Below are 13,877 nucleotides of genomic sequence, written 5' to 3' on the forward strand. Positions count from 1 at the left end.
ACCTATGGGATTATTTTGCCTGAGCCATAAACCCTAATCCATTTGTCCGGTTTTTTTGATACGAAAATAGAGTTCCTGAAAGGGATGGGCCCTCAGCGCGCAGCCTTGATCAATAAGGAACTGAATATTTTTACCTACGGGGAATTACTGCAGCATTATCCATTCCGCTACGAAGACAGAACCCGGTTTTTCAAGATTCGAGAACTTTCTGCCGATCTCGAAAACGTGCAGATTATTGCGAAGATCATGAAGGTAGAGCTGATCGGTGCTGGTGGAAAGCGAAGACTGGTGGCCCATGTTGCCGATGAAACTGGGGAAATGGAAATGACCTGGTTCAAGGGCATTCAGTGGGTACAGAAAAAACTCCCTCCCGGGGCTACTTATATATTTTTTGGAAAGCCGGCTCTGTTTGGAAGAAGGTGGAGTATAGCCCATCCGGAGATGGAGCCATTGAGTCAAGCCTCTGAAAAGCGGAATAATTTCCAACCTGTATATTCCACCACAGAAAAGCTTCGAGCCCGATTCCTTGATTCCCGGGGAATTTCCAAAATTATGGAGCAGCTGGTGCAGGTTTGCTACCCACAGATACAGGAGACCTTGCCGGGAGAAATTCTACATCAATACCAGTTAATCGGGAAAAAGGAGGCCATCAGGCAAATCCATTTTCCAACCCAACCGGATCTGCTTCACAGAGCCCGGAAGAGATTGAAATTTGAGGAGTTCTTTTACCTTCAGTTACGCCTGCTCAAGATGAAAGTGGCCAGGACTGAAAAATTCCGGGGCCAGGTTTTGGCTAATACGGAACTGTTGACGGATTTCTATCAAAATCATATTCCCTTTGAGCTGACCAATGCACAAAAACGGGTAATCAGGGAAGCCTACCATGATTTGAAATCAGGGAAGCAAATGAACCGATTGATCCAAGGTGATGTGGGGAGCGGAAAGACCATGGTGGCATTTATCTGTACCTTGATCGCAATAGGTTCTGGTGCACAGGCTTGTTTGATGGCTCCTACAGAAATTTTGGCCAATCAACATTACGAAGGACTGAAGGAGTTTGCGGATAGTATGGGTTTGAAAATTGCCCTTTTGACAGGCTCTACGAAAAAAGCCCAGCGGAAAATCATCCACGAGGAGCTTCTAAGTGGGGACTTGAAAATCCTGATCGGAACCCATGCTTTGTTGGAAGATGTGGTTCAGTTCCAGAACCTAGGGCTGTCGATTGTGGATGAGCAACACCGTTTTGGGGTGGCTCAGCGTGCTAAACTTTGGGCAAAAAACGAAGATTTCCTTCCCCATGTATTGGTGATGACGGCTACCCCTATCCCAAGAACCCTTGCGATGACTTTATATGGAGACTTGGACGTTTCGGTTATTGATGAGTTGCCGGCAGGCCGAAAGCCCATTCAGACGGTTCACCGCTATGACAAGGACCGGTTGAAAGTGTTTGGCTTTATCAACCAGGAAATCAAAAAAGGAAGGCAGGTTTATATCGTTTATCCCTTGATTGAGGATTCGGAAACCATGGATTTGAAAAGCCTGATGGATGGATATGAAAGTATTGCCAGGGCTTTTCCCCAATATCCGCTAAGTATAGTCCATGGCTCCATGAAAGCGGATGCGAAAGACTATGAGATGCAGCGCTTCGTAAAAGGGGAAACCAAGATCATGGTGGCTACCACGGTAATTGAAGTGGGGGTGAATGTCCCGAACGCTTCAGTAATGGTGATTGAAAATGCAGAGCGATTTGGGCTTTCCCAATTGCATCAGTTGCGGGGAAGAGTCGGGCGTGGAGCGGAGCAGAGTTATTGTATTCTGATGAGCAAATATGAGTTGTCAAAAGACTCCAGAGTCAGACTGGAAACGATGGTGCGCACCAATGACGGATTTGAAATTGCGGACGTGGACCTGAGGTTAAGAGGTCCCGGTGATTTGATGGGTACCCAGCAGAGCGGGGTGACCGATTTGTTGATTGCGGATTTGAGTAAAGATGCTCCTATCCTGACTTTGGCCAGGGATGCTGCTCAGCAGTTATTGGCACAGGATCCGGATTTGAGCTTGCCCGAAAATGCCCCGGTATTGAGACAGGTTAAGCTGCAGAAGAAATCCGCAGTCAATTGGAGCAGGATTTCCTAAGCATTCTAGGGCTGAAAAGTTAAGGGAAATGGATTTTTCTTATTTCTTTGCCAAATCCTGAAATACTTCCAGATATTGATCCGTGACATAATCCCAGTTGTATTTTTTGGTAAGTCCCGCTCTTGCATTAGCTCTCAGGGATTCCAATTGTTCCGGTTCTCTTTCTGATTTTTCTACCAAGTCTTTTACAGCTTCCGCGTTCTTCTCAAAATACCATCCATGCTTGCCGTTTTGGAGCATTTCCTGATTGAATGGGGTATTCAGTGCCAGTATCGCACATCCATAACCCAAGGCTTTCAGCATGGCTGGATTGGTGCCTCCATATTCGTGTCCATGGAAATAGGCATAGCAATGGGAATACAGGGATGCCAATTCATTGGGATCCGTGACGTATCCGGTAAACAACAGCCGTTCGTCCTTCATGTTTTTGAGCCGGTTGGCCCACTCATCCTGAAAGGGAACATCCCCGACCACCACCAATTTTCTTTTGGAGTCTGATTTCAAAAATCCTTCAATGATTAAGTCCGCATTATTGTCCGGAACCAACCTCCCAACAATTAGATAATAACCCCGGCTTTCCAAGTTCCACTTTTGAATGGGTTGGGAATCAACAGACTCCCTGGGATTGGCTCCATAGGCAATAACCTTGGAGTCTTTGTCAAATAGATCCAGGTAGACTCTCCGCATTTCGTCCGAATCATTGATGATTTGATCGTAGAATTTGGTCGCCATCTTGGAAGCCCATTTGAAATACTTTGCCCCCATTCCTTTCCATTTGGGTCTCAGCCACTCCAGTCCGTCTACATTGATAGCCGTGGGCTTACCAAATAATTTGGGGATCAAGCCGAAGGGCCCGTTTCCGGAATTCACCACAAAAATCACATCCACATCCGAGAAGCAAGCATGGATCATTGAGAAAAAGGTGTGGGTCAACTGGGTGAGGCTTTTGGATTCTATGGCAGGAGTGTAGATGCATTCTATCCCATTGACAAAGCGAGGGCGGTCTTTGAATAATGACCTGTGGTTATATACCCGGACCTTTACCCCTTTTGCGACCAAGCGTTCTCCAAGTTCTTTGATCATGGTATCATATCCCCCATACACGTAGGGATAACCTTTTGCGCCCATGATCGCGATTTTCAATGCCTTTGGGTTTTTTGACACGTCTCTAAGGGTTTTTGAGAATTATTTTGATCCTCTTATACTTCCGAAACCAGTTTTCCGAAGTTTTCCAGATATTTCTCCTGGTTGAAATATTCATTTACTCTTTGCCGACCGGCTTTCCCCATCTTTTCCCTCAACTCAGCGGATTCAATCAGTTTTTCAAAAGCCACAACAGCCTCTTGAGGATTGTCCCAAGGAATCAGGAATCCTGTTTCCCCATCGATTACCATTTCAGTTGCTCCACCATGACGGGTAGCTATGACCGGTTTTGCTGCAGCCATGCCCTCCAAAACCGTGGTAGGTAAAGGGTCAGGCAAAATGCTTGGTACTACAAAAATATCCAAGCCGCTCAGGATTTCAGGGACATCTAATCTGAATCCCAGATTAGTCACGCAGTCCTCCAAACCTAGTTTTTGGGTAAGGGAACTAACCTCATCATAAAGGTACTCATAGCCGGGAAAAGCATCTCCCGCCATCACAAAGTGGAGGTTAGGATATTTCTTTTTTAACAGGGCTGCAATTTCCAGAAAATAGAACTGGCCCTTCCATAAATTGACTCTGGCCACCATCCCGATCAACAGCTTATTTTCTGGAATCCCGATTTCTGATTTCAGGTCATAGTCAGCTTTTGCATAAGGTTGGGTATCTATTCCGTTGTAAAGCAATTTCAGTTTCTCAGCTTTGATTCTTGAAAAGTTTTTGATCACCGCTTCCGAAACGCAGATGACTCTGTCTTCCGTGAGTTTGATATAGGTTTCCAATAGGGATTTAAACCATTTTGGACGTTCGATGATTTCATGGATATGCCAGATATGCGGAATTCCATGTCTCAGTTTCAGCAAACCCCCGATAATATTCGCATTGGAATTGGTGTAGATCAGGGTGATTTTTTCCTGTTTGATTAGGACCGATAACTTGAAGAAAGAGGAAAATACCTGTCCAAAAAGAGTCAAAAGCCCAATAGGATTGAGGTTTTGTCTTCTGAGAACTCCATGCTCCATCAATACCACCTCAAAGCCCATGTTTTTCATGATCTCCACCAAAGGGCCATCATGAGGCAAAACGGTAATGGATTTCCAGCCCAGTCGCCTAAACCCCTCCAAGGAACGGATCAGGTTTTTGCTGGCTCCATATAAATCCGCGGAACCGTATATGACTAAAACCTTCCTTTCTTTCATACAATTATATTTTTTCCTTGTAGGCTATATGGAATCTCGCATGGTATACAATCATCCCAGTGTGTGTCTCCTATATCATGCTCGACTTCATGAAGTAAATTTGAAATTATTTGGCGGGAACTCCCGAGGAAGGGCGGATCTATTTGGAAAAATCACTGTTTTACTATTCGGTGAATTATAAAATGAAGGGAGTTTTATTCCTATTTTATGAGTTTTGCTTTGCCTTTTTCAGGCCTTGATTTCTCTACGTTAAGGTTTTCGGCTTTTGATAACCTGGGCAGGGTTTCCGGCTACTATGCTAAATGGAGGAACATCTTTGGTTACTACCGCCCCTGCTGCCACTATGGAACCTTTTCCTATGGTAACCCCTGCCAAAATGATTGAATTAGCAGCGATCCAACAGTCATCTTCTATCTTGACAAAAGAACGGGTGACTCCCTGTTCGATCATGGGCCTTTCCGGATTCCCAAAATTATGATTTTCTGAATAAATACTGACCCTGGGGGACATCATCACGTTGTTGCCGATTTCTATATATCCGGAACAACCAATGTAGCTATAGGGACCAATGCTGCTGTTGTCCCCAACTTTTAGCCCAACTCCTGCCTCTCCACCATACAGGTTGGTAGGCCGGATGATGGCATAGCTGCCAATTGTTACCTTATCCCCAAACGTAAGACCCTTTTGGGAAAGACCGTTGATTTCACAATGATCCTGGGCAATGAAATTTTTTCCTGTGCGAATGTAATGGGCTTGTCGTATGGTAACTCCTTTTCCAATAAGAAACAGCCCTTTTGTACTTTTAAAGCGCCATCTTACTAGCAAGCCCCTCAGTAACCAAAAGCCCATTCGCAAAAGCAGCCCCAAAGTGGATATTCCGTCCCAATCTTTTCCAAATCGGTCCTTCAAATCAAGTCCGGTTATTTTATAGGTTATTTTGCTGAAAAAACTAGCCATTCAATAGTTCCTTAAAAGCTCGCTCCAAATGTAAGAAAAACTTATTCGTGGAAAATTCCTCCAGGCGCTTTCTGCCTTTCTGAATGAGATCTTCCCTCAGATCAGGATCAGAAGCCAGCTTTTGCATGGCTTCCAGAAGACGAGATACAGAGTTTTCTTCGAGTATCAGTGCTGCATTACCTGCCACTTCTTTCAGGGCACCTTGATTGGAAATGATCACTGGAAGATCGAAGGAAAAAGCTTCCAGAATCGGAAGTCCAAAACCTTCATTTTTAGAGGGGAAGACATAGGCCAGAGCATTCGAAAAATACCTTTTAAGCTCATTTTCGGAAAGGTATCCAGGGAATATCACCTTTTCCTGAAGGGAATATTTTCTGACCAGCTCCTGAAGGTTTTCAAAATCATCCAAGGTTTCCCTCGGCCCTCTTTGTCCGACCAGTACCAGTTTTAGGTCTGCAAACTCAGGCGCTTTTACCAATTGAGCAAAAGCCTCAATCAGCATTCCCAGGTTTTTTCTTTTTTCCATAACCCCCACATGTAGGAAATAGGGGAAGGGAAAAGGATCTTCCTTGGTCTTTGTGGAGGCCAGAAGACCTGAAGCCGGATGGGCAACTTGGATGGGGACATTTTGAAATAGACCCATTTCCTGCAATCGGTTTTTGGAGTGTTTGGTAATTGTCACGATCGCACCGTTTTTCTTCAATCCTTTATTGAGAAAGAACAGGTAATACTTTAACCAAAGCGCTTGGTAATGTTCCGGATTGTCCCAAAAAAAGGTGTCGTGGATTACCGATACCTTTTTGCCTCTGGCTACCCATGAGCTGAGTATATCCGGACTGAAAACGATACAGGTTTTATGATAATGGCTGAGAAAAGGGAGAACCAATTGTTTCCGAATCAAATAAAGGAATTGGAAAAGCAGGTTTTTCCATTTGGAGGTTTTGCCTCGGAAAAAACGGCTCCTTTCCACCTTTCGGTAGTCCGGGCTGATGATGTATTCAAACTCGCTTTCGGGATTTTTTTCCACCTCCCGGCAAAGGGAAAGGATGTAGGTTTTGATCCCGGTCTGGGCTACATGCAGATAAAAAACATCGATGAGAATTTTAGGCTTTGACATCGTTGGTTTTGGAGTATTCATTCATCGCATAACCCACCATCCACCAAGACACCCAGCTAACATAGACATACAAGTCTGCATTTGCTGTGAAAAGAGGAAGTAAAAGCCCCACTTTGACGGAGGCTGCTGTGAAAGCAACCCGGGCAGTCATCAAGTTTTCGGTAGTTCGGAAGACTTTTAAAGTGCGGGTAATGGCAAAGAACAAAAGTAAAATATATAGTACCAATCCAAGAACGCCGATTTGTACTCCATAAATCAAAAACTGATTTTCCCCTCCTATTCTCAACTCATCACTTACGCTTCCCAGGTTTCCGCTCATGGCTAGGCCCACCCCCAAGGGATTGGCAATGATGGAGTCTAGAGCAACTAGCCATTCCACCAAATGGCCAACACTGGAGGCGTTTTCAAATGTGAGGGTGTCGAGGACAAAATAATAGAAATCTTCTGAAGCAAAGAATAAGATGTACAAGGCAAAGGCAACCAAAATGAAAAACCCAAAAGCTAGGAGTTTATAGAGTCTAAATACCAAGGCTAGGAAAAAGAGCATGATAAAAAAGGCTCCAAAAGCTGCTCTTGAGGAGGAAAATACCAAGCTGCCCAAGGAAAAAACCATGATCAGAATATAAGGCCAGCTGAATTCCTTTCGGGAAGTCAAAAGCCAGATCAATCCTGCGGCAAAGCCCATCAGAACGGATGCGGCAAGTTCCAGTGGATCAGAAAAAAAGCTTGCCAATCGTTTCGTAATGGCTTGGGTTTCAAAGGTCCAGGAAAGCCCAAAATTCCCCGAAGGCTCAATATCATTGATGGCAGAATTGTACAAGGCATAGCCGGTATATTGCTGCAAATGAGCTCCCAATAGGTAGTTTTCTACCAAGTTGACCAAGAATGCCCCTATTGCGACTACAAAGATTATTTTGAAAATTCTCCCAATTTCCTCATCCTCAAACCGGGTATTTCTTCCCAGGAAATAAACCAGTCCGGGCATCAGCATATTTTTAAAATAGATGGCTTTGTTGGAAAAGGCAGAATCACCGATTGGAAGAACCAAAAACAAGAAAGCCAGAGATAAAAAAGCTAAAAAGGATTTGTCCACAGCGTTGAGTTTGAAAGGGTAATCCGCAATACCTTTTTGATACAGGATGAAAAGTAATACCCCCAAGATGACAATCAGGTCTTTTAAAAGCTGGAAAAGGGTAAGCAGAGGACTTGACTCAGTAGCCTGATAAACGATACTAAGTGTGGTGATATAAATTGGAAGATAAGCCAGCAAAAAGTAAATGAAATAGCTCCACTTTCCACGGAAGACCATTTCCTGTAAGACCCAAAGTAGGGCAGCCCCAATGGCTAATGCAATCACTATGAATATCAATGAGGACATTCAGGAGCAGCTTGAAGGTTTTGGCTAATTCCGTCTCGGATTCCTTTGGCGACGGACCTCAATTTTCCGATTCTTCCTCTCAAAAAAAAGTAGAGCATCCAAAGGCAAAAGCGAGTCAGATGATGGGGGAGTCCCAATAGGCTTTTTCGTCTTCGGATCAGAAAAAACTGATTCCGCACGAGCCAATAAAAGACCTGTGGGCTCAAGGTCCCTTCCGAATTTTTTTTCTTTGAAGAAGCACCAGCCTCATGGTAGATTTTTGCCTTTTCTGCTAAAAGAATGGAAAAGCCTTTTTCCCGGATGCGTAATGACCAGTCCACATCTTCGAAATAGGCAAAATACTGTTCGTTTAGGAGCCCTGCCTCCAATATTGCCTGTCGGCTTACCAGAATGCAACAGCCCGTGGCCCAATCCAGAATATCAGAAGAAGGAGAATAATCCTTTATGCTTTTTCGGTCTCCCAGAGTTTTTGCGCTTCCCAAGATTGAGTTCCACTTTCCTCCGGCACTCCATATTTTTTCCTTTTCCCCCAAAAAGCAGATCATAGGCTGAACAGCTCCAACTTTGGGATTTTCGTTGATTTTCCGGAGCATTAATTCTAAAAAATCCGGCTCTACCTCCGTGTCGTTGTTGAGAAGCAGAATATAGGAAAAGCCCATTTCCAAAGCCTTTCGAATGCCCACATTATTGCCACCGGAAAACCCCAGATTTTCTTGGTTTTCAATCAGCAGGATTTTGGGAAACTCATTTTTCAACTGCTGTCCTTCGGGATTCTTGGAGGCATTTTCCACCAAAATCACTTGAAAATTCGGATTTTTTACCTTGTCAAGGGATTTCAGGCAGGCCTTTGTAAAGGAATACCCATTCCAGTTGACCAGAATGATAGCAACCGATGCCTCAGAAGTAAAATCCATGGATCAGCTTTCGTTTGTGTCTGTACAATAAGACCAGACATATGAAAAATACGATTAATTCCGTGGAGATGATTGCATAACAAAGACCAACAGGCCCATAGAAATAGGTCAACAAGGCAGCGATACTGATCATACATATGCACATGTATAGACTACCACGGAAAAGTAGGTTTTTGAGATCACCGACAAGCATGAGGGTAATATTTCCCACATTGAGGCAGGCTAATAAGGGAACTGCCGAGAGGATCTGTAGATAAAGTACGGATTCCTGAAGGCTTGACCTGGATAAAACCCGGATTATCCAAGGGGCACAAAAATAGGTTCCAACCGTAATCAGTGCCCCCAATATCAGGGTCCGGATGTAAACCCGCTTGAGAAAGAAATAGAAACGCTCTTCATTTTCTTTGAAAAGCTTGGAAGCGTTGGGAAAGACAGCCTGAACGATCAGTGAAGGGAAAAGCCTCAAAATGATAATTACCCGCTCTGCCAAAGAATACATCCCGAGTGTTTCCGGAATAGTGAAAAAGCTCAAAATGATCAGGCCTCCATTGGTGGAGATATGACTTGCCAGATTGCTGAAAAACAAGAGGACATTGTCCTGAATGCTTTTCCAGATGGCTCCGAATTCCGGTCTATAAAAGGTAACACCTAAAAAATAATGGATATAAACAAGCAAGGATATATTGATCCCCAAGCCAAAAAAACCCAGCATGAAATTCACCCATTTGCTTTGCTCTGGGGAATGAATGAACAAGACTATCCCCATGAGGTAAAGAAGCTTGGAAAAAATATTGGCGATGGAGACCAACTTCATTTTTTCCATTCCCTGAAAAAACCAAAGAGGAAGCGTAGCTTCCGAAAAAAGCAAGAGAACGGAATAGACCAAAATGATTTGGTATTCACTGAAAAGATCCAGCCCAAATACACCTACAAATATCAGGAGGCTACCTAATGTGGCAAGAAGGAGCTTTGCGGAAAAAACATTGGAAACCAGATGGGAGAGGGCGTTTTTGTTTTTCTGGTTGAGGGCAACTTCCCTGGGTGAACTCAAGTTATAGCCAAAGCCTACCAGAATGTTCATCAGCACAATGACCGAAAGTGAAAGATTCACCAGACCAAACTGATCCAAACCTATTCCCTGAATCAGCAAAGGCATGGTAATAATGGAAATCAGCACATTGGATGACTGAATAACCGAAAGGAACAGAAAGTTCTGAATGGACTTGTTCCGGATAAAACTACTAAGGGGAAGTATGGATAATTTTTCAAACATGGCAGCTTAGTCTTTAGGATTCCTGCACATGTTTTTGATACAATCGTTGAAAATAAAGGGAGAAGAAGGTCAATAAACCTATAAGAATAGCTCCCAAGACCATTCCTTTGACCAGTCGGATTTCGGTTCGCCTGAGTGGATACCTCGGGGAATCGATGATCTGGATCAGAGGGGAATTGTTACGATGGTTTACCCTAGCGATTTCCAGGTTTTTGACGATTTCCTGGTACACCGAGCCACTGGCCTGTACATCGATTTGTTTTTTACGGGTATCTACTGTTGCGGATGAAAGCAAGGGGTTGGCATAGGGAACAGCATCCGTTGCGCTGGCGTATTCTGCCAGGTTTTCATCCAAAATAGCCCGTACACTATCTGCCTGACTTTGAAGGATGGCAAGATTCTCTCCTGTTTTCTTGGTTTTGGTCTCATGGTAAAAAGAATTGACCTTGTCGACCAAACGTTCATTGAACACCTTGGCAAAAGCTTCATCCTTTGAAGAAATGCTGACCATAATAATGCTCATTTTCCGGTCAGGCTTGGAAACACCTAGCTGATTTTCACGGATAAGCTTAGATACTTCTTTTAGAACGGAATCTTGGGCTACCGGAAAATTTTCTCTTGGAAGGGAAAAATCCATGGAGGTGATGTCAACCTTTGACGCCCATTTTCTGTCCAGCTTTTCAAATTCCACAAACCGGTCAATCAACAATTGGCTGTCATTGAAAGGACTCAGGAGAGTCTCTCCCAACATGCGGTCAGAGCGGTACAGTTCCATGATATTGTCTCCTTGAAACAGCCCACTGGTACTGCCCAAAGAGCCCAGGTTAACTCCCACCAGAGAGGCAAGGCCGGCCATTTGGTTCATACCTCCCTGATCTCCTTCTTCCAATACAAAAGAGGTTTCAGCATGGAAAACCGGTTTCTTCAATACCGAAACCAAGGCTCCCAGTACCAAACCTATTGCTCCTGCTATTGCCAGCACTTTCCATTTGGAAAGGAAGTAGGAAAGCCATTCAGAAAGGTTGTGAAGGACTTCTTTGAGGGTAAACTGATCGTTTGAAAAATGTTTACTTTCTGCCATTACATGTTGATTTGGGAAAGTACCAAGACTAAGGTGGCCAACCCTGTGCTGACTCCGACTATATCTCCGAATCGGATCGGAGCTTTGATTCCTTTGGTAGGAACAATTACTTCAGCGCCGGCTTCAACCGGAGGGAAACTGTTGATTCCCAAAAATCCCTTGGTTCGTTTGACTGCACCATTGGCATAGACCACATAGGTTTGCTTTCGGTTTGCTCTACGCTCAAAACCACCGGCTCCGTTGATATAGTGTTTGAGGCTTTTGCCACTTTCGTGTCGGAGTGTAGTAGGATAGACCACATCGCCCCTCATTCTCACAGTTTGGAGAAGCTTGGGTACAGAGAGGATATCCCCTTCTTCCAATAAAAGATCGTTCTCCGAACCTGGGTTAGCCAAAATCTCTTCCAAGTTAATGGCGACTGCTTCCGATTCCTTGATTTTCACGGCAAAGCCCGGAGTTTCTTCGGCTATTTGATCCAGAGATTCTTTTTTGGCTTGGGTGACTACCGTATCGTCTTTGACTGTTTGTTCTTTGGGAAGTTGCTTCAGCAATCGCTCAAGCAGTCTTTCCTGTGCTTCCGAACCATTGGGGTCGTCAATCAGGATTTGCTGAAGTGACTCTAGATTTCTTTGCCTTCTGATCTGCTCTGATTCAGTATTGAAAAACTCGGTCCTGCGAATTAGTGTGGCTCCTTTTGCGTAGGCAAACTGGTTTAGTCCTCCGGCTCTTTTGATCAGATCCGAGATTCGCTCTCCGGTACTTTGGATGGCAAAAATACCCGGTGAATTAACCTGGCCTTCCACCGATACCAGCTTTTGCATGGTGAAATTGGCTCGTTTTCTTACGATCACCTGATCAAATGGCATCAGGGGCGGTGACTGGGAATTGATGGACAAATCAATATTTACCTGAGTGGTAATGATGTCTGACAGGGTACCGAGGTCTGAATCGTCCAATCTTCTGGCAATTTCTATATCCTTGGGGTTGGCAGATTCCTGTAGACCTCCGGCAAGAATGATCAGTTCCTCGATTTTCATGGACTCGGAATACGGATAGGTGCCGGGTCTTTTTACCTCGCCCAAAATCTGTACATATCGCTCATTTTGGATATCGTAAATTCCCGAAATTCGTACTACATCGTCCCTTTGGAGTGGAGTGTCCTTTGCCGTTCCCGAAAGGATATCCCTAAGGTTTACTTCCAGCATTTCCGTACTCAAATCCTCCTTGGTTCGAAGAATACTCGCTCTCTCCTGATAAGCATCCCCTCTAAGGCCTTCTGCTTTTTTTACCAATTGGGAAAGCGTCATCCCTTCTGTCCAAGCATAGATTCCCTCTCGGTAAACGGCTCCTTTGATCTGTACCCGGTTGGAATATCGGTCCAAGATCCGCCCAACAGTGATCAAGTCTCCCCCTTTGAGGATAAACATACCAAATTGGTTTTGGTATACATCAGAAACGGAACGCTGATTGCCGGTAATTCTGGATATGGCTATTCTGTCTTTGAAGGCAAAATCTGTAAAGCCCCCTGCATATTCCAATAAATCTGCAAAGGTGTCTTCCTCCTTGATTTCAAAGTTCATTGCCCTTTTGATTTCACCGTTGATTTTGACTCTGGAAAGAAAGGGAGGAACCAAAATCACATCTTGGTCCTGAAGCTGTATGTCCAGATTTGCGGTTCCTTTTACCAAAAGATCATAAACATCGATCTCCGCGATAGGTTTGTTGTTTCTTACCAGCCTTATGGCCCTCATGGTTCCGTTTTCATTGGGTCCGCCGGCGGCGTAAAGCGCATTGAATACTGTTGAAAAAGCACTTAGCGTAAAGGTTCCCGGAAGCCTAACTTCCCCTAAAATGTGAACCTTGATGGACCGTATATTACCTAAGGTCACTTGTAGGAAGGTCGATGGACTCGAACCAGTCATGCCGGTGTAATATTGGGAAAACCTGTTTTTAAGTATTGCGGAGGTTTCGGAAATGGTTTTTCCCGAAACTGAGACTGGCCCGATATTGTCCAGCAAAACAAATCCGTCAGGGGAAACGGTTGCTTCGTAGTACTTTTCGGACTGCCCGTAGATATCCACAAAGATCACATCACCAGGACCCAAAATATAGCTTTTTGGAGTGGCTTGGTTTAGGCTGGGCTCAAAGCTCAGTCTTCTTTTCTTTTGATAGAAAAGGGAGGTTCCGAAGATTTCTTCCTCAGATTCAACTTCCTCCAATTCCTCTTGGGGTTCATAGACACCTTGAAGGATCTCACTAAGGTCAACTTGGTTTCTTAGACCACGAGTAGAGGAAGTTCTTCCGCTGGCACCCCCACCTCCGGAATACATGCTGTTGATCCTCATTTGGAGTTTTTCAACCTCCACAGAAGGCATGCCTCTTAATTGGGCCATCTGCAGGAAGTCCGAAATTCCCAAGCCTGCTTCGTTGGCCCGCTTGATGAGTTCCTCGATTTGATCATCGCTCAGATCATCTACCTTGATGGTAGACATGTCAAAAGTTTGTTGAGCTTGGGCCTGAGGTATTGCAGCCATTAAAAAGGCAAGCAGAGCAAAAAAGTACCAGAAATTTTTCTTTAAAATCATGCTTTAGGTGTGATCTCGGGTGATTACCAAACGAATATGTGGATTAAAAGTCCGTCAATTTCTCATTTTTCCCAAAAATAGTTCCAAAAAACCT

The 13,877-nt window shown here is 44.3% G+C and carries 10 protein-coding genes; 1 reads left to right on the forward strand and 9 read right to left on the reverse strand.

Annotation, left to right across the window (positions count from 1 at the left end):
• Positions 1 to 42 precede the first annotated feature (42 nt).
• Positions 43 to 2,136 carry an ATP-dependent DNA helicase RecG gene (gene recG / locus P2G54_RS01105; protein ID WP_275867358.1) on the forward strand — a complete coding sequence of 698 codons (2,094 nt, stop codon included), beginning with the start codon at positions 43 to 45 and terminating at the stop codon, positions 2,134 to 2,136.
• A gap of 39 nt (positions 2,137 to 2,175) precedes the next feature.
• On the opposite strand, the gene P2G54_RS01110 is transcribed toward recG, so the two are convergent.
• The 9 genes from P2G54_RS01110 to P2G54_RS01150 form a co-directional block, all read right to left on the reverse strand.
• A complete protein-coding gene (locus tag P2G54_RS01110; protein WP_275868429.1) occupies positions 2,176 to 3,264 on the reverse strand; it encodes a glycosyltransferase in 1,089 nt (362 codons plus the stop codon).
• Between the two features lie 71 nt (positions 3,265 to 3,335).
• Complete coding sequence (locus tag P2G54_RS01115; RefSeq protein WP_275867360.1) at positions 3,336 to 4,478, reverse strand: glycosyltransferase; 1,143 nt, start codon at positions 4,476 to 4,478, stop codon at positions 3,336 to 3,338.
• Positions 4,479 to 4,727: 249 nt separating this feature from the next.
• The gene (locus P2G54_RS01120) at positions 4,728 to 5,435 is read right to left on the reverse strand and encodes an acyltransferase (protein ID WP_275867361.1); all 708 of its coding nucleotides are present in this window, start codon (positions 5,433 to 5,435) and stop codon (positions 4,728 to 4,730) included.
• Positions 5,428 to 6,552, reverse strand: a complete 1,125-nt coding sequence (locus tag P2G54_RS01125) for a glycosyltransferase family 1 protein (RefSeq protein ID WP_275867363.1) — start codon at positions 6,550 to 6,552, stop codon at positions 5,428 to 5,430. Before P2G54_RS01125 ends, P2G54_RS01120 begins: the two co-directional genes overlap by 8 nt.
• A complete protein-coding gene (locus tag P2G54_RS01130) occupies positions 6,539 to 7,930 on the reverse strand; it encodes an O-antigen ligase family protein (RefSeq protein ID WP_275867365.1) in 1,392 nt (463 codons plus the stop codon). Before P2G54_RS01130 ends, P2G54_RS01125 begins: the two co-directional genes overlap by 14 nt.
• Positions 7,918 to 8,844, reverse strand: coding sequence for a glycosyltransferase family 2 protein (locus P2G54_RS01135; protein WP_275867366.1), 927 nt, complete (start codon positions 8,842 to 8,844; stop codon positions 7,918 to 7,920). Before P2G54_RS01135 ends, P2G54_RS01130 begins: the two co-directional genes overlap by 13 nt.
• On the reverse strand, positions 8,828 to 10,117 hold the full coding sequence (locus P2G54_RS01140) for an oligosaccharide flippase family protein (protein WP_275867368.1): 1,290 nt from the start codon (positions 10,115 to 10,117) through the stop codon (positions 8,828 to 8,830). Before P2G54_RS01140 ends, P2G54_RS01135 begins: the two co-directional genes overlap by 17 nt.
• 13 nt (positions 10,118 to 10,130) lie before the next feature.
• Positions 10,131 to 11,198, reverse strand: coding sequence for an exopolysaccharide biosynthesis protein (locus P2G54_RS01145; protein ID WP_275867369.1), 1,068 nt, complete (start codon positions 11,196 to 11,198; stop codon positions 10,131 to 10,133).
• A complete protein-coding gene (locus tag P2G54_RS01150; RefSeq protein ID WP_275867371.1) occupies positions 11,198 to 13,783 on the reverse strand; it encodes an SLBB domain-containing protein in 2,586 nt (861 codons plus the stop codon). Before P2G54_RS01150 ends, P2G54_RS01145 begins: the two co-directional genes overlap by 1 nt.
• Positions 13,784 to 13,877 lie beyond the last annotated feature (94 nt).

It is taken from the genome of Algoriphagus sp. CAU 1675 (assembly GCF_029222925.1).
GTDB lineage: Bacteria > Bacteroidota > Bacteroidia > Cytophagales > Cyclobacteriaceae > Algoriphagus.